The organism is Ligilactobacillus murinus DSM 20452 = NBRC 14221, from assembly GCF_001591685.1.
Taxonomy (GTDB): Bacteria; Bacillota; Bacilli; order Lactobacillales; family Lactobacillaceae; genus Ligilactobacillus; species Ligilactobacillus murinus.
The window spans coordinates 83,156-100,970 of record NZ_BCVJ01000001.1 but is presented as its reverse complement, the minus strand read 5'-3'; the positions used below and the strand labels follow the sequence as shown (position 1 = coordinate 100,970).

Annotated in this window: 17 protein-coding genes; 14 read left to right on the top strand and 3 right to left on the bottom strand. The window is 38.5% G+C overall.

What is annotated here, in order from left to right; genetic code table 11:
- Positions 1–27: 27 nt before the first annotated feature.
- Positions 28–282: a 30S ribosomal protein S20 gene (gene rpsT / locus LMU01S_RS00490; RefSeq protein WP_004048909.1), complete on the bottom strand. Its 255-nt coding sequence runs from the start codon at positions 280–282 to the stop codon at positions 28–30.
- A 273-nt stretch (positions 283–555) separates the two neighbouring features.
- Between rpsT and rpsO the strand changes: the two genes are divergently transcribed.
- From rpsO to LMU01S_RS00445, 9 genes are all read left to right on the top strand, one after another.
- Complete coding sequence (gene rpsO / locus LMU01S_RS00485) at positions 556–825, top strand: 30S ribosomal protein S15 (protein ID WP_004048905.1); 270 nt, start codon at positions 556–558, stop codon at positions 823–825.
- Between the two features lie 178 nt (positions 826–1,003).
- The gene (locus tag LMU01S_RS00480) at positions 1,004–2,713 is read left to right on the top strand and encodes a ribonuclease J (protein WP_056959419.1); all 1,710 of its coding nucleotides are present in this window, start codon (positions 1,004–1,006) and stop codon (positions 2,711–2,713) included.
- Between the two features lie 69 nt (positions 2,714–2,782).
- Positions 2,783–3,667 carry a hypothetical protein gene (locus tag LMU01S_RS00475; protein WP_056959421.1) on the top strand — a complete coding sequence of 295 codons (885 nt, stop codon included), beginning with the start codon at positions 2,783–2,785 and terminating at the stop codon, positions 3,665–3,667.
- A gap of 205 nt (positions 3,668–3,872) precedes the next feature.
- Complete coding sequence (tuf, locus tag LMU01S_RS00470; RefSeq protein ID WP_010688796.1) at positions 3,873–5,060, top strand: elongation factor Tu; 1,188 nt, start codon at positions 3,873–3,875, stop codon at positions 5,058–5,060.
- 168 nt (positions 5,061–5,228) lie between these two features.
- Positions 5,229–6,515, top strand: a complete 1,287-nt coding sequence (gene tig, locus LMU01S_RS00465) for a trigger factor (RefSeq protein WP_056959424.1) — start codon at positions 5,229–5,231, stop codon at positions 6,513–6,515.
- Positions 6,516–6,684: 169 nt separating this feature from the next.
- A complete protein-coding gene (gene clpX / locus LMU01S_RS00460; RefSeq protein WP_056959425.1) occupies positions 6,685–7,920 on the top strand; it encodes an ATP-dependent Clp protease ATP-binding subunit ClpX in 1,236 nt (411 codons plus the stop codon).
- Positions 7,921–8,000: 80 nt separating this feature from the next.
- On the top strand, positions 8,001–9,425 hold the full coding sequence (gene gnd, locus LMU01S_RS00455) for an NADP-dependent phosphogluconate dehydrogenase (protein WP_056959426.1): 1,425 nt from the start codon (positions 8,001–8,003) through the stop codon (positions 9,423–9,425).
- Between the two features lie 259 nt (positions 9,426–9,684).
- Complete coding sequence (locus LMU01S_RS00450; protein WP_004048888.1) at positions 9,685–10,371, top strand: response regulator transcription factor; 687 nt, start codon at positions 9,685–9,687, stop codon at positions 10,369–10,371.
- Positions 10,371–11,900 carry a HAMP domain-containing sensor histidine kinase gene (locus LMU01S_RS00445; protein ID WP_056959428.1) on the top strand — a complete coding sequence of 510 codons (1,530 nt, stop codon included), beginning with the start codon at positions 10,371–10,373 and terminating at the stop codon, positions 11,898–11,900. Before LMU01S_RS00450 ends, LMU01S_RS00445 begins: the two co-directional genes overlap by 1 nt.
- 29 nt (positions 11,901–11,929) lie before the next feature.
- On the opposite strand, the gene yidC is transcribed toward LMU01S_RS00445, so the two are convergent.
- The gene (gene yidC, locus LMU01S_RS00440) at positions 11,930–12,841 is read right to left on the bottom strand and encodes a membrane protein insertase YidC (RefSeq protein WP_004048886.1); all 912 of its coding nucleotides are present in this window, start codon (positions 12,839–12,841) and stop codon (positions 11,930–11,932) included.
- Between the two features lie 95 nt (positions 12,842–12,936).
- A complete protein-coding gene (locus tag LMU01S_RS00435) occupies positions 12,937–13,212 on the bottom strand; it encodes an acylphosphatase (protein ID WP_004048885.1) in 276 nt (91 codons plus the stop codon).
- 123 nt (positions 13,213–13,335) lie between these two features.
- Between LMU01S_RS00435 and LMU01S_RS00430 the strand changes: the two genes are divergently transcribed.
- The 5 genes from LMU01S_RS00430 (at position 13,336) to LMU01S_RS00410 (ending at position 17,713) form a co-directional block, all read left to right on the top strand.
- Entirely contained in the window at positions 13,336–14,496 is a 1,161-nt protein-coding gene (locus tag LMU01S_RS00430) for a hydroxymethylglutaryl-CoA synthase (protein ID WP_056959430.1), read from the top strand.
- A 60-nt stretch (positions 14,497–14,556) separates the two neighbouring features.
- Entirely contained in the window at positions 14,557–15,276 is a 720-nt protein-coding gene (locus tag LMU01S_RS00425; RefSeq protein ID WP_056959432.1) for a hypothetical protein, read from the top strand.
- 80 nt (positions 15,277–15,356) lie between these two features.
- Positions 15,357–16,229, top strand: coding sequence for a hypothetical protein (locus LMU01S_RS00420; protein WP_056959434.1), 873 nt, complete (start codon positions 15,357–15,359; stop codon positions 16,227–16,229).
- Between the two features lie 10 nt (positions 16,230–16,239).
- The gene (locus LMU01S_RS00415) at positions 16,240–17,241 is read left to right on the top strand and encodes a hypothetical protein (protein ID WP_056959436.1); all 1,002 of its coding nucleotides are present in this window, start codon (positions 16,240–16,242) and stop codon (positions 17,239–17,241) included.
- Positions 17,242–17,251: 10 nt separating this feature from the next.
- Complete coding sequence (locus LMU01S_RS00410; protein WP_056959437.1) at positions 17,252–17,713, top strand: hypothetical protein; 462 nt, start codon at positions 17,252–17,254, stop codon at positions 17,711–17,713.
- Positions 17,714–17,815: the final 102 nt, after the last annotated feature.

Below are 17,815 nucleotides of genomic sequence, written 5' to 3'. Positions count from 1 at the left end.
ATTCCAAGCTCTTTTTGTTATCATTTATTATTTAGCTAAACGTGCAGCCATACGAGACTTATCACGCGCAGCCTTGTTAGCTTTGATCAAGCCTTTAGAATGTGCGCGGTCAACAGCTGAAACTGCTTCGCGGTAGAGTTTTTCAACATCTTCTGCACCTGCAGTCTTAGCTTTTTCAAATTTCTTGATTGCTGTACGCATCTTGCTTAATTCAGCAGAGTTGCGAGCGTTAGCTTTTTCGTTTGTTTTTACACGTTCGATTGCGGATTTGATAATTGGCATGAATGTCACCTCCACCTGTATGATCCGTAACGGTATCATCTAAATTTTCAACATATCTCATTATACAAGAGCGTTTTAAACAATGCAACAGAAAAATGAATTTGATGTCAAGAAATATTCCTTGACACTTACTTATAAATTTAAGACTTGCATTTTAAAACAAAATCTAGTAGATTAGATTAAGTACAGATGTACCAGACCTATAACTTAGTTTGGCGACGACACCGACGACTTACTCGGTTTTAGGCAGAATTTTTGAAAGGTGGAAATACAATGGCTATTTCAAACGAAAAGAAAAACGAAATCATGAAAAAATACGCACGTCATGAAGGCGATACAGGTTCAGCAGAAGTTCAAATCGCTGTTTTGACTGCAGATATCAACGAACTTAACGAACACGTACGTAGCCACAAGAAGGACTTTGCTTCTCAACGTGGTTTGATGAAGAAGATCGGTCATCGTCGTAACTTGTTGGCATACTTGCGTAACAAAGACGTTCAACGTTACCGTGAATTGATCAAGAGCTTAGGCTTACGTCGTTAATCTCATTTCGAAGTGTTGCTAGAAGTGATTCTAGCAACACTTTTTTTCTACCTGGATATAATTGTTAACTGGTATCGTAATTATGGTATAATCATATATTGATAGGTCGATTTTTCGACCCGTGTTAAATATGATAATTAAAATATTTTATACAAAAATCTAAAATAGAGGTGAGAATATGAGTGATATAAAGATCATTTCACTTGGTGGTGTACGTGAAAATGCTAAGAATATGTATGCTATTGAAGTGAATGATGATATTTACATCCTAGATTGTGGATTGAAATATCCTGAAAATGAATTATTAGGGATCGATATCGTGATCCCTGATTTTGAATATTTACGTCAAAATGCGCGTCGGATCGTCGGGGTGTTTTTGACACATGGACATGCCGATGCGATCGGAGCTTTACCATATTTTGTAAGTGAGTTTGATGTACCTGTCTTTGGTTCAGAATTGACGATCGCCTTGGCTAAAATTGCTTGTGAAAATGAAGAGATAGCAAAGAAATTTAATGATTTTCATGTTATCAATGAAAAAACAGAGATCGATTTTCCGAGTGCAACTGTTTCGTTTTTCAAGACAACTCATTCGATCCCAGAGAGCTTAGGGGTCGCATTGAAGACAGATGAAGGAACGATCGTATATACTGGTGATTTCAAGTTTGATCAAACAGCTTCAGCGCAGTATCAAACTGATCTAGCTCGTTTGGCTGAGATCGGAAACGAGGGTGTTTTAGCGTTACTAAGCGACTCTGCAAATGCAGAAAATCCAAGTGAAACGGTCAATGAACGTGAGATCTATGATTTTATCAGTGAGACCTTTGAGTATCGCAAAGGGCGGATCATCGTTGCCTGTGTTGCTTCCAATATCTCACGTGTTCAACAAGTTTTGGATGCTGCCCAAGCTAACGATCGTAAAGTCGCTTTGACTGGACATGATGTTGAAAAGATCGTTCGGACGGCTTTGAAATTAAATAAACTCCACTTACCAAGCGATGATATTTTGATCCCGCTCAAAGATATCAAACGCTATGATGATGATCAGATCGTTATCTTAGAGGCGGGGCGTTCAGGCGAACCACTGAAGTCTTTACAAAAAATGGCTTTAAAACGGCATCGTTCTGTTTCGTTGCATGAAGGTGATCTTGTCTTTATCACGACAACGCCATCGCATGCAATGGAAACGAACGTGGCTAAAACACGTGATATGATCTATCGGTCTGGGGCTGATGTCAAATCGATCTCAGATGAATTGAATTCTTCTGGTCATGCTAGCAAAAATGACTTGCAGTTGATGATGAACTTATTAAAGCCACGTTATGTACTGCCGGTCCAAGGTGAATATCGTTTGTTAGCGGCTAATGCACATGCAGCGACAGAAGTTGGTATTCCAGCAGAAAATATCTTCTTGCTAGCAAAAGGGGATGTGGCTGAGTATACTCGTGGAAAAATGTTAGTTGCCTCATCGGTCGAAGTTGGAAATACGATGATCGATGGGATCGGAGTGGGTGACATTGGAAATATCGTGCTTCGTGACCGTAAGATCTTGTCTGAAGATGGGATCTTCATTGCGGTAGTCACGATCGATCGCAAGAAGAAAAAGATCGTTGACCGCCCAAAGATCACATCAAGAGGGTTTGTTTACGTTAAAACAAGTCGAGATCTGATCGCCGAAAGTGCTGACATCATTACTAAAACTGTGCAATCAAATCTTGACAATAAAGAATTTGACTGGGGCCACTTGAAACAAGATGTGCGTGAACAGCTCAATCATTTTCTTTATGAGCAAACAAAGCGTCATCCCGTTATTTTGCCAGTGATCATGGAGATAAACCAATATCATGGGCATGGTAAAAACAAGAAGAATAATGATCAGCACAAATAATGTGATTTGAAATTATGAAGGTTGTAACAAAAGATATGTTACAGCCTTTTTGAATAAGGAAAGTGAACGATGGAACAAGAAAAATTATATGAGGCCGGTTGCGCAGCTTTAGAAAAAAGTGATTTCTCACAAGCTAAGGAATTACTATTACAAGCGTATCAAGCAAAAAAAACATTTAAAGTAAATTATTTACTCTTTACAGCACTAAAAGGACTAAGAGATCACCAAATGGCGAGTTTATTGGCTGAAGATTATCTGTTGGATTACTTACGCGACGATCAAAAGTTGACAGAATATGTAACGGAGATGATCTACGCTGGTAAGGTCAGAAAGATCGAAATGACCTTAAATTTGATGAGTGGGTTTATGTCGGCTAAAGAAAAAGATAACTTCATGCGTTTGTTTGACCAAACTTTGGCTACTGTAAGAACACAAACTGATGTAAATACTTTGACTAAAAAATTGAAACATTTAGGTGCGCTTGATATTTTGGAGCAACGCCAAGTTTTTGAAGCTTCGGGAAGTTTGACCATTGCTGAATTTGTGGAAAGTGTTAGTGCTGATCTAGTGGATGAAGATGTACATCCGTTGGTCAGAGCGGCTATCTTAGATGAATTGCGTTATCTTGGAAGTGAAAAAACAGTCACCTATCTGTTATTTACAGGTGAAAAACAAGATTTTGTTCCAGGTGATTTAAAGGAATTAGATGATTACATGATGTATCAGCGCTTGGTAGCTTTACTCGAAGCTGATCTTGAATATGCTGCAGACCAAAAAACACAGATCTTAGCGGAATTAAAATTAAAATTGCAACTGCTTTATCCAAAATTGACAGCACCATTTGCTGATCCGGAAAAACTTTATGCGGTATTACTAGGGAAATCCGACTTAGAAGCACAAGAGCGTGAATTTGCACAGGCCTTGGAAAACAGTTTAGCCCAATGGATGGTTTAACTAATTTCAAATATTTTTTTAAAAAATTGAATTTTAGTATTTACAAAAATCAATAGTGACTATATAATAATTCAAGGTTTTCAGTTTAGAAGGAACCCAAGGAATAAATTACTTGGCATTCTTGGCTGAAAGTAGTATAATAAAATTTAAAGGATTATCGGCAGGATTGCAGATTTTCTTTGCAAAATTACAGGAGGTTCTATTAATGGCAAAAGAACATTACGAAAGAACAAAACCCCATGTAAACATCGGTACAATTGGACACGTTGACCATGGGAAAACAACTTTAACAGCAGCTATCACAAAGGTTTTATCTGAAAAAGGTTTAGCTCAAGCTGAAGATTACGCTTCTATCGATGCTGCTCCAGAAGAACGTGAACGTGGTATCACAATCAACACAGCACACGTTGAATACGAAACAGAAGGCCGTCACTACGCACATATCGATGCTCCAGGACACGCCGACTACGTTAAGAACATGATCACTGGTGCTGCTCAAATGGACGGTGCTATCTTAGTTGTTGCTGCAACAGATGGTCCTATGCCACAAACTCGTGAACACATCTTGCTTGCTCGCCAAGTTGGTGTTGAATACATCGTTGTATTCTTGAACAAGTGCGACTTAGTTGACGATGAAGAATTGTTAGACTTAGTTGAAATGGAAGTTCGTGACTTATTGAGCGAATACGACTTCCCTGGTGATGATATTCCTGTTATCCGTGGTTCTGCTCTTAAAGCATTGGAAGATGATGAAGATGCTAAGAAGAAGATCCTTGAATTAATGGATACAGTTGACGAATACATCCCAACACCAGAACGTCCAACAGACAAGCCATTCTTGATGCCAGTTGAAGACGTATTTACGATCACAGGTCGTGGTACTGTTGCTTCTGGTCGTATCGATCGTGGTATCGTTAAAGTCGGCGACGAAGTTGAAATCGTTGGTTTGAAAGACGATGTTCTTAAGACAACTGTTACAGGTGTTGAAATGTTCCGTAAGACACTTGACGAAGGTGAAGCTGGTGACAACATCGGTGCATTGCTTCGTGGTGTTGACCGTACACAAATCGAACGTGGTCAAGTTCTTGCAAAACCAGGTTCAATCCAAACACACAAGAAGTTCAAGGGTGAAGTTTACGTCTTGACAAAAGAAGAAGGTGGCCGTCATACACCATTCTTCTCAAACTACCGTCCACAATTCTATTTCCACACAACAGACGTTACAGGTGTTATCGAATTGCCTGAAGGTGTAGAAATGGTTATGCCTGGCGATAACGTAACATTCTCCGTTGAATTGATCGCTCCAGTTGCTATCGAAAAAGGTCTTAAATTCACAGTTCGTGAAGGTGGCCGTACAGTTGGTGCTGGTGTCGTTTCTGAAATCGACGACTAATATTCTTTTGAATATTGAAGAAGGCTTGGGTCTATCCCAAGTCTTTTTTGTCTAAAAAATCGACTTTTTGTACTATAAACATTTACATTTAAAGCTTTCTAAGTTAAACTTAGTTAGTATGCAATTACTCAGTAAATTGTACAAACTATTTTACTCGGAGGGAAAATAATGTCTGTAAAATGGGAAAAAGAAGAAGGTACAAACAACGGTAAGTTGACCTTTGAAATCGAACCTGCAAAAATCAAGGAAGGTTTAGACACAGCATTTAACCGTGTCAAGAAAACTTTAAACGTACCTGGCTTCCGTAAAGGTAAGGTTCCTCGTCAGATCTTTAACAAAATGTTTGGCGAAGAATCACTTTACCAAGATGCTTTGAACGCTGTATTACCTGAAGCTTATGCTAATGCTGTTGCAGAATCAAACATCAAGCCAGTAGCACAACCAGAGATCGACGTTGAATCAATGGAAAAAGATTCTACATGGGTCTTGACTGCTAAAGTTACGGTTGAACCAGAAGTTAAATTGGGTCAATACAAAGATCTTGAAGTTAAAGCACAATCAACAGAAGTTACTGACGAAGAAGTTGATGCTGAAATCAAGAAATTACAAGAACAACAAGCTGAATTAGTGTTGAAAGAAGATCAACCAGCTGCTGAAGGCGACACAGTTGTTATCGACTTTGAAGGTAAAGTTGATGGTGTTGCTTTTGACGGTGGCAAGGGTGAAAACTACTCTCTTGAACTTGGCTCAAACACATTTATTCCAGGTTTTGAAGATCAATTAATTGGACATAAAGCTGGTGAAACAGTAGAAGTTAACGTAACGTTCCCTGAAGAATACCATGCTGAAGATCTTAAGGGTAAAGATGCAGTCTTTGAAACAACGATCCACGAAGTTAAGACTAAGGAATTACCTGAACTTGACGACGAATTTGCTAAAGACGTTGACGAAGAAGTTGATACTTTAGTTGAATTGAAAGCTAAGACACGTGAACGTCTTGAAGCACAAAAACAAAATGCTGCAAAAGAAGCTATCCAAGAAGAAGTTATCGATAAAGCAGTTGAAAATGCAGAGATCGGCGAGATCCCAGGTGCAATGATCGAAGAAGATGTACACCGTCAAATGGATCAATACTTAGCTGGTTTGCAACAACAAGGTATCAGTGCTGACATGTACTACAAACTTACAGGTTCTTCTGAAGAAGACTTGCACAAGCAATTTGAAAGTGGTGCACAAAAGCGTGTTAAGACAAACCTTGTCTTAGAAGCTATCGTAGCTGCTGAAGATATCAAAGCTTCTGAAGAAGAGATCAATGCAGAGATCAAAGAATTAGCTGCACAATACGGCATGGAAGAAGCTGCAGTTCGCTCAGCTCTTTCAGATGACATGTTGAATCATGACATTGCTATCAGAAAAGTCGTTAAAGAAATGACAGATTCTGCAAAACAAGTTTAATACTTGAGTGACAATATCAATTTAATCTTGTGATTTTAGGGATCGCAGCGGAATTTATCTGTTGCGATCCCTAAATTTATCCATTCACCTGATAAATAAAAAGTAAGTATTAGTTTTTAGTAGCAATGTCTGATAAAATATAAGTAATTATTAGATAAAGGTGATTTAGATGTACGAAAATACAGATCCAAACGAACCCGCAGTTTGCTCTTTTTGTGGCAAATCTGAACGGCAAGTTAAAAGTATGATCTCGGGCCCTGGCGTGTATATATGTAATGAATGCGTCGAATTAGCTCAAACGATCATCAGCGAAGAAAATAAAGCTAATGTTAAAGAGGAATTTACTGATGTGCCGACACCAAAAGAGATCGTTGATATTTTAAATCAATATGTTATCGGACAAGAACAGGCTAAAAAAACTTTGGCAGTAGCTGTGTATAACCACTATAAGCGGATCAATGCTTTATTTGATACTGCTGACGATGATACGGAACTACAAAAGAGCAATATCTGTCTTGTCGGGCCTACTGGTTCAGGTAAGACATTTTTAGCCCAAAGCTTAGCTAAGATCTTAAATGTCCCATTTACGATCGCTGATGCTACAACATTGACAGAAGCGGGCTATGTTGGTGAAGACGTTGAAAATATCTTATTGAAGCTCTTGCAGAATGCAGATTATGATGTTGAACGGGCCCAAAGAGGGATCGTTTACATTGATGAGATCGATAAGATAGCTAAGAAGAGTGAAAATGTCTCGATCACTCGTGATGTTTCGGGTGAGGGCGTTCAACAATCACTCTTGAAGATCTTGGAAGGAACAGTTGCTAATGTTCCACCACAAGGGGGCAGAAAGCATCCACAACAAGAATTTATCCAGATCGATACAACAAATATCTTGTTTATCGTCGGTGGGGCTTTTGACGGTATCGAAACGATCGTTAAAAATCGTTTAGGCGATAAGACGATCGGGTTTGGCGCTGATAGTAAGCAAAACTATGATGAATCTAAGAGCATTATGCAACAGATCATTCCTGAAGATCTGTTGAAGTTTGGGTTGATCCCAGAATTTATCGGACGTTTGCCGATCTTGACAGCACTTGAAAAGCTTTCTGAAGATGATCTAGTCCGGATCTTGACTGAACCTAAGAATGCTTTAGTCAAGCAATACAGCAAGTTACTTGAATTTGATGGGGTAAAACTCGAATTTGAAGAAGAAGCTTTACGTGAAGTTGCTCATTTAGCGATCGAACGCAATACAGGGGCACGTGGTTTGCGCTCGATCATTGAAGCTACGATGCGTGATATCATGTTCGAGGTCCCAAGTAATAAAGAGATCGAAAAAGTTATCATTTCAAAAGATACAGTTTTAGGTGAGGCAGAACCTACTTTAGTGATGAAAGCCTAATCTTTAGTAAGCATCTTTAAAATCTTAGGTAATTTTGATAAAATTAAGTGCAGTAGGAATTTTAGGAGGTTAAGTTGGATATGAGTAAAGCACAAATCGGTGTTGTCGGTATGGCTGTTATGGGTAAGAACTTGGCTTTGAATATCGAAAGTCGTGGCTATAAAGTTGCGATCTTTAATCGTACAGGTTCAAAGACTGAGCAAGTTGTTGCTGATCATTCAGATAAAAATTTGGTTCCAAGTTATACGATCGAGGACTTCGTTAATTCATTGGAAAAACCACGTCGGATCATTTTGATGGTCAAAGCGGGTGCTCCAACAGATGCAACGATCAAGAGTCTCTTACCTTATCTTGATAAAGGCGATGTTTTGATCGATGGTGGAAATACTTTCTTTGAAGATACTATGCGTCGTAATGCTGAATTAGATAATTCAGGGATCAACTTTATCGGTATGGGTGTTTCCGGTGGTGAAAAGGGTGCCTTGGAAGGTCCGTCATTGATGCCAGGCGGACAAAAAGAAGCATATGATCTTGTAGCACCTATTTTAGATCAGATCGCTGCTAAAGCAGATGATGGTCAAGCTTGTGTGACCTATATTGGCCCTAATGGAGCTGGACACTACGTTAAGATGGTCCACAATGGGATCGAATACGGTGATATGGAACTTATCGCTGAAAGTTATAACTTATTGCGTAACTTGCTAGGCCTTTCAGTTGATGAGATCGCTGATATCTTCCATGAATGGAAAGATGGTGAGCTTGATAGCTACTTGATCGATATTACGGCTGATATTTTGACCCGTAAAGATGATGAAGGAACTGATAGACCTATCGTTGATGTGATCTTAGATCGTGCGGGCAATAAGGGAACTGGTAAGTGGAGTTCACAAAGCGCCCTTGAATTAGGAGTCCCACAATCATTGATCACTGAATCTGTTTACGCACGTTATATCTCTGCTCTTAAAGATGAACGTGTAGAAGCGAGTGAGGTTTTAGCTAAACCCAAAGCATTTGATGCTAAAAAGCTTGATAAAAAAGAAATTGTTGAAAAGATCCGCCAAGCGCTTTACTTTAGCAAGATCGTCAGCTATGCTCAAGGTTTTGAACAAATGCGCTTTGCCTCTGAAAAATATGACTGGAATTTGGATTATGGTTCTTTAGCTAAGATCTGGCGTGAAGGTTGCATTATTCGGGCACAATTCTTGCAAAAGATCACAGATGCATTTGATAAGCAACCAGAATTGAAGAACTTGATGCTTGATCCGTACTTTACTGAGATCACAGCTAAGTATCAAGTAGCAGTCAGAGAAGTAGCTGCCTTAGCTATTCAAGCAGGGGTACCTTGCCCAGGCTTTACTAGTGCAATTACTTACTACGATCAATATCGGTCAGCTGTTTTACCAGCAAACTTGATCCAAGCACAACGTGATTACTTTGGGGCACATACTTATGAACGTGTCGACAAAGAAGGTAACTATCACTACGAATGGTATCACGAAGAATAAACTAGTTAGCAAAAAGGGGGTACGAATTGATCGTATCCCTTTTTTTAGGCAAAAATCAATTATAATTATTACCTAAAAAATTATAATTAAACATCCAAATTTAACGTTGGGTGGCAAGATAATAAGAAGTATGCTATAATTAATCTTTCTTAAGGTAAAATTAAGATATACTTATTGATGACATCAATGTTAGAATTAAGTATGTTATCATTAAATAAATAATAAAAAATTTAACAACAAAATATAGGAGTGTGGAATAATGAGTAAGATACTTATCATCGAAGATGAAGAAAATTTGGCTCATTTCGTTGAACTTGAATTAAAGCATGAAGGATATGAAACTTACGCTTGTGAGAGTGGTCGGACTGGTTTAGAAGTAGCTTTGAGCGAAGAATGGGATGCCATCTTACTTGACTTGATGCTTCCTGATTTGAATGGTCTTGAAGTATGTCGGCGTGTACGTCAAGTTAAAAACACCCCAATTATCATGATGACTGCGCGTGATTCTGTGATCGACCGTGTATCTGGTTTAGATCATGGGGCAGATGATTATGTGATCAAACCATTTGCGATCGAAGAATTATTAGCTCGCTTACGTGCAGTGTTACGTCGAGTTGATCTTGAAAGTGAATATAATTCATCTAAGCAAACAACCGTAAGTTATCGTGACCTTGTGATCGAAAAAGAAAATCGTGTTGTACGTCGTGGTGATGAGATCATTGAATTGACAAAGCGTGAATATGAATTGTTATTGACATTGATGGAAAATGTCAATGTAGTTTTAGCTCGTGATGTGTTATTAAAAGAAGTTTGGGGTTATGAATCACAGATCGAAACCAATGTTGTGGATGTATATATTCGCTACTTACGTAATAAGATCGATCGTCCAGGTGAAGATAGCTATATCCAAACTGTACGTGGAACCGGCTATGTAATGCGTTCCTAATGTGTATTCGAAAGGCTATTTTGCATAAAAAGCAGCTAAAAGATAGTCATGCAAAACCATTCTTCTCACTTAAGCTAAAATGGTCGGTTGGCACTGGGATCGGAGTTTTGCTGATTTTTGCTGTTTTTTCAGTCCTACTTTTTCAAAGTTTTTCGAGCCTATTGCTAAATCAAGAAAAACAATATGCACAAGAAGCGTTGGATACAGCGGTTGAAAGTTTAGCGACCAATACTAAAGAATTGACGCAAGATCGGGCTGAGCATTCGTTGAGTTTGCGGGTACATAATGAACGGAACATAAAGGAATTACAGACACTTTATTCAAGTTCATTTTATACCTCACTGACACGCGAAAATATCAGTATCAGTGTCTACAATCTTTCAAATGAAATGGTTTTTGCTTCACGAGATGTGCCTGTAAAATTTGATCAAGCTGAATTAACTGAGGAAAGCAAGATCAAACATACGTCTGCATATAATGTTTTAGTTTTAGGAAAAAAAGTTTTTTCTGAGAAAGATAAGCATTTGCTCGGATATGTTCAAGTTACTAATGATCTGGTCAATTACGATCAGACTAGGCGCAAATTGATCTTGATCTTTTTAGTGTTCTCTTTGATCGCAGCGATCGGGATCGCTTTACTCAGTTACGGCTTATCATCTTGGCTATTAGAGCCGATCGATCTGATAAATGATACGATCGGTAAGATAAATGGTGATGATGAAAGTGATGCTTTAGCCAATTTGCGTGTGCCCGAACTTAAACATGAAGATGAATTGGCCGAACTAGGGCGCTTATTTAATAAGATGCTTGATCGGATGCAACGGTATATCGAACAGCAACAGCAATTCGTAGAAGATGTTTCGCATGAACTTCGGACACCAGTTGCGATCATTCAAGGACATCTATCTCTTTTGAAACGTTGGGGTAAAGATGACCCAGCAGTCTTAGATGAATCGATCGAGGCTTCCTTGCAAGAGATCGCTCGAATGAAGAGTTTAGTTCAAGAAATGTTAGATCTTTCTCGGGCTGAACAAGTTGAGATCCAGTTTGGTAAAGAGATCACTGATGCCAAGGAAGTCGGGCTACAGGTATTCAATAACTTCCAGATGATCCATCCAGACTTTACCTTTGTATTAGATGATGATCTTAAAGATATCACTAATGTTCAGATCTATCGTAATCACTTAGAACAAGTTTTGATCATTTTAATGGATAATGCGGTCAAGTATTCACGTGAACGCAAAGAGGTCCATATGACATTATCCAAAAACATCAATGATATTGATATCGTGATCCAAGATTTTGGCGAGGGGATCTCGCAAGAAAATATCGATCGGATCTTTGATCGTTTCTATCGTGTTGATAAAGCACGAAGTCGAGATAAAGGCGGTAATGGACTAGGGCTTTCGATCGCTCGGCGTTTGATCGAGGGATATCACGGTAAACTAGTCGTTGAAAGTGCCGTGGGACAGGGATCAGTCTTTCGTGTTTCCCTCCCCTTAGTTAAAAATAAAGATAATAAAAAATAGGTTTTTCCTGCTTTGGAAAAACCTATTTTTTATTTATGACGATTTTGTTTACCAGCGTTGCGCTTCTTTTTAGAGGTAGCTGAAGTAGGTGATGACTCAATTGTGGTTTCCTTAGCTTCAGTAACTACTTTCTTAGGTTGCTTAACTGGATTTTTCTTTAGCTCTGCCAAGACTTCTTTTCTAATGCGTGGACGCATATAGTTGATGATCAAAGTTTGGATACATGCAAAGATCCCCCCAACAAAGAAGTAAAGTCCCAAACCAGCAGGGGAGATGTAGGTCATGAATGTGATCATCAGTGGGCTAATGATCATCATTTGACGCATTTGAGCTCGTTGGGCTTCTGGTACACCTAGAGTTGATAACCATCCTTGAAGTGCGTAAACGACAAAGGAGAGAGCAACTAGAGTGAAACTTCGCTGTCCAAGGTTGATCCCATAGAAATAAGATCGTGACAGCTCAGGTGAGTACTGGATCGCAGCATAAAGTGCAGCAAAGATCGGCATTTGGATCAAAAGTGGTAAGCAACCGATCCCGCCAGTCATTGAAATATTATTATCGCGGTAAAGCTGCATCATTTCTTGGTTGATCGCCATTCTTTCCGCATCGCTAGTGGCTTCTTTTTGACGCTTGGTGATGTCTTCCATCAACGGTTTGATGTGAGCGATCTTTTCTTGTTGGACCGTAGCATTTTTAGACTGCTTGATCATGATCGGCATCAAGACTAAGCGGACGATGAAAGTGATCACGATGATCGCCCAGCCTAAACTATTGCCTAAGATCTGTGACAGCCAAACTAAAACATGTTGGGTCGGAACTGCCAAGTTATCATAGACAAAACCATAAGGCTTACCTGAGGCAGTGTGTTGAACACAGCCACTCAGGAATAACATTGCTGAAGCCATGATCGCAGCAATAGTTAATAATTTTTTGTTTTTCATAGGTCAATTCCTTTCACTTATGAATAAAGGTATCGTTATTAACTATACTGGAAAAAAAGCGATATTTCAATGTATAATCCGTAAGAACCGTGCAGTTACATATATACCACGCTAAAACGCGTATAGCTATTTTCAGGGATCGACTTGAGGATGACACGGTCGACGCGCCCTGCTGGGGTAGGTGAAGCTTTGATCCCTTCGATAAAGGCAGAAAGCTTTTCGGGATCGCCTTGTGCTTCAATATAAACAGAGCCATCATTTTTATTTAAAACTTTACCAGTGACTCCGATCTGATCGGCCAAGATCTTAGTCATATAACGAAAGCCAACTCCTTGAACGATACCATGTACTTCTAAACTGATTGCTGCCACTTATCCCATTCCCTTCATAAGATATTTCTAGTTATATTATACTACAGGAAAGAAATTTGCTAAAAAATAATAACTTCGCTAAACTTGTAGAGTGAACAATCAGCAGTGAAAGGTGCGATGAAAATGAAAATTGGGATCGATAAGATCGGCTTTTTTACGCCACATATGTACGTAGACATGGCTAAACTAGCTCAAGCACGAAATGAGGATCCAAATAAATATTTGATCGGGATCGGCCAAAATAAAATGGCGGTCATCCCACCGACACAAGATGCAGTGACCTTGGCAGCTAATGCCGCAGCTAAGATTTTGACAGTAGAAGACAAAGAAGCGATCGATCTAGTGATAGTTGCCACGGAATCAGGGGTAGACAACTCTAAATCAACTGCAGCTTACGTTAGTGAATTGTTGGGCCTATCTCATGAGATCAGAACGATCGAATTGAAACAAGCTTGTTATGCGGCAACAGCTGGCTTACAGTTAGCTAAGGGGCATATTGCTTTAGCTCCAGATAAAAAAGCGCTAGTTATTGGTAGTGATATTGCTCGCTATGGCTTGAAGACACCAGGTGAACCGACACAAGGTGGTGGTGCAGTGGCAATGTTAGTTTCTAAAGATCCTAAACTTGTTACTTTGGAGGCGGAAAGTGCGTATTATGCTAAAGATGTTATGGATTTTTGGCGCCCACTTTCTCAAACTGAAGCTAAAGTCGACGGTAAGTTTTCGGCTAATATTTATCTAGAATTTTTTGAGAAAGTCTATCAAGACTATCTAGCAAAGACAGGGATTAAGTTAACTGATTTTTCAGCGTTATTGTTCCATTTGCCATATACTAAACAGGGGTTAAAGGGGCTGCGTAAGGCCTTAGAGGGTGTTGATCCGACTATAGCTAGTCATTATTACAATGAATTTGAAGCAAGTCGCAAGTATAATATGGCAACTGGGAATTTATATACTGGCTCGTTATATTTGAGCTTGCTATCTCTTTTAGAAAATACTGATACACTAAAGGCTGGAGATCGGCTAGGCTTGTTTAGTTACGGTTCTGGCGCCCAAGGTGAGTTTTTCTCGGGACGCTTACAGCCTAATTATAAAGAAGCTCTCACTTATCAAACTTCTGAAATGTTAGAGATGCGGACAGAAGTTAGTGTTGCAGAGTATGAACAGATTTTTTCAGCGATCTTAACAGATGATCATGATCGAAAACTTGATATTTCAAAAGATCCTGCTCAATTTGTGTTAGCTGGGATCAAAGATTTTAAACGCCAATATTTGAAAAAATAAATTATAATGGCTACCTTTTGCGTATCTATAAAGTGTAGATAGTGAAAGGTGGTTATTTTTATGAAGTTTGAAAATAGTGAAGAGATCGTGTTAGCTAAGTCAGCCCAAGTAGTGATCGACCGTTACTTGGGGCTAAGTATGAATGTGATCGCAGAATTTATTGCTAATTGTGATCATATGTCATTTTTACAATGTAAGAAATTATTGAGTGCAAAATATCGCAATCGTGCGCAAAATACGGCCAATGAATTTTTTGAGTGTACGTTAGAGGCTACTTTTATTTTACTTGAAGAGATCTTTTTGAAAAAACAGCCTTTTTTTCCTGAGCTTTTTATGGGGATCTGTAGTGGCAAAATGAAGTTTCTACTCGTTCAGGGGGTAATGGTAAGTCAAAAGATCGATCCTGAGCAACGATTTATTGTTTATCTACACAAAGGCCGATATTTCATTTACTTTATCGATCAAACTCCACCAGATAAAGCTAATTTAGCTAGATTAGATCTCTTTTTTGGCGGGAATAAGTTATTGAAATTGAGTAATGGTCAGCGTTTCAATTATTTTAGGCAGCTCAGTAAAAAGCAACATCGCTATTACAAACAATATAAAGACCCGATCTGTGCTTATCATGAACAGATCTGCCAGCAGATCATGGCTTTACATCCAAAAAAATTAGCGGTTACCGCCAATAATAAAGTAACAGGCGCCTACTTAGAGGAACAGTTGCGGTTAAAGAAGCGATTAAATGAGATGATGAAACAAGAACTCAGCCCTGATAATTGATAAATTTAAGTTTTTTTGTAACAATAGAGCTATGAACATCTTGCTCTCACCTGGGCAATTATGAAATAGAGGAGATACTTATGGCTAATCCAAATCAACTTAGTTTATCAGATCATAAACAAGCAACTAAAAGCTTGACTAAGGCACTTTTAGATAAAGTGGCCTATTTAGAATCTTTTGAAAAAGCTGTTCAAGACCAAGATGATCGTTTGGTATACCAGCTGATCGATGGTAAACGTTATGCAACTGAGATCTTAAAACAAGATGGGGCTGAAGTTGATGATACCCATGAACATCTTGTGCGTGACAGTTATGCTAAGATAAGTGATTATTTGAGTAAGAACTTGATCGATTATTTATGTGAGATGTACCCATTTTTCTATTTTGAAGAGACTGCGATCGGACAGTATCAATTTTTCTTTGGAAATTGGTGGGGGAGACGATTATTTGGGACGTTAGATGTATTGAAAGTCAAATTCAATTTTGATGAAACTGAATATCAAAAATTAGCACGTGCTTTTGCATTGGAAAGTGAAAATAAACGCTTGAATAGCGATCAGATCGCGCTCTTATCGCAACAATCAGATGAGTTACAAGAATTGATCGATGGTCAAAATGAGCGTGATCAACGAAAAGATGAACTTCGTCAAGAGATCAAACGGACTTCACAAGAGAAGGTGATGCCTTGGGAAGCTTCAAAACTCAAGGAATCTAAGCAAAAATTGATCGATGAATTATCCTATCTGTCTGAACTGGATGAAAAAGCGGGGAATGCTTACCGTCAGATCCGTGAAAATGAGGAAAAGATCTTAGCACTTTCAAAAGAAGATACTTTAATGAGCTATGAGAAACAAAGCATCGTAGCTAAATTTGGTAGCTTTGAAAACTTTGAAGCGCATAACGCAGCATTATACCGCAACTATATTGCAGATTTGATCGCTAAGCAAAAGTAGGTGAACAAAAATGACGAAAGAATATGAAAAACCAACGGAAACATTTCGACCAAATAATAAGAAAAATGCTGAAGAGACCCGTGCATATGCGGGGTCTTTGAGTACAACAGGGCGGTTGATGTCATATAACGATCAATTAAAAGAAAGCCTTAAGCGTGGGATCTACTTTACCAAAGTTTTAGATGAGCTGATCAATACCGATGACAAAAACATTTTGCTAGAATCAGTTATGACTTTGACTGATTATCGCTTGGATACAGCATATTTGATCTTCCCACAGCAATACAGTCGGGCTGACTATTACTTGATCTTTTTGAATCGTTTATTGCAACTTCATCAAAACGAGCAAGTTATTTTGCAATCCAGTGATCATCAAAATGAGCTTTACCATGAATTTCCAGGAATAAATATGGAAGGCTACTTTACTTTTAAGATCGATGAGAACATGCGTGAAGGAGCATATTACGTTGATAAAAGTACTGGTGCGCGTTTGTTTTATATCAACTTTAAGCGCCAGTTGATCCGGTTTAATAGTCAGGCTTTAACTGATCTATTAGTTGTTGATTATAGTGAAAAGTTTGATTATAAGACCGTAAAACGTTTTGAAACGTATTTAGTTGCGATCGGCAAGTATTTTAAAGAAGATTACGGTTTTGATGTTGATTTTAATTTACTTGATGCTTCTAATAATGCGAGTTATCAGATCTCTTCAGCCGATGAGCCACGTGAAGCATTAGATAAACTCTTCATCATCAGCGCAGATGCAGGCTATATGTTAGTAGCTGGTGAAAGTGGTCGTGCAGTCTTGCAGTTGAAGAATAATGTTGTTGTTTCTATTTTGAGGCAAGCAGAGCATGATGATCTAAATAATGCAAGTTGGGTCATTAAGGTCCAGGATGAAGGGCATAAAGTAGCCTGGTTCGATATTTTATACAAGTATGAGTTTATCAAGGATTGGTATTTAGATAATTTGACGAGTCTAGCTATCAAATCAGATGAGCGATTTTTTTAAGGACTAACGCATGGATATTACGAAATTAGCTAAAATACAAAGACAGATCGCTACAAAGGATTCTTTTCAAAATCTAACTAGAGAAAAAGATGAGCTCGTTTACAGTGAACTAAGCATCGCAGTGGCCGAACTGTTTAATAAAGTAGGCCGAGCAGATGAAACGATTTGTTTGAAAGCATATTGCAAAGCATTAACAGCATTTTTAGGCGTTGCTAATGCAAAAAAATGGGTCTATCTATTATTATTGACTCCAGAACAAGAAGAAAAGTTAGCTTCTAAATGGCGCTCACGTTCTGAAGCGACTGTATATCTTACCTTACAACAGCAGATCCTAAAAGCTCATTTAGAACGTCGGAATGAGTATTTAGTCCGGGCTTGGAATATTTTTATCAAGTTTGGTTTAACAGATTTGAAGTATTCACCTGAGATGATCGAAAACTGTTTTATAGATCTATATATGAGAAAAAGTTAGATGTTTAACTTTAAAGCAAATTAGAATATGAAACAAGCCAAAGGACTACTACGCTACAAAGCATCGTAGTGGTCCTTTGGCTTATATTGTTGATAACAACAG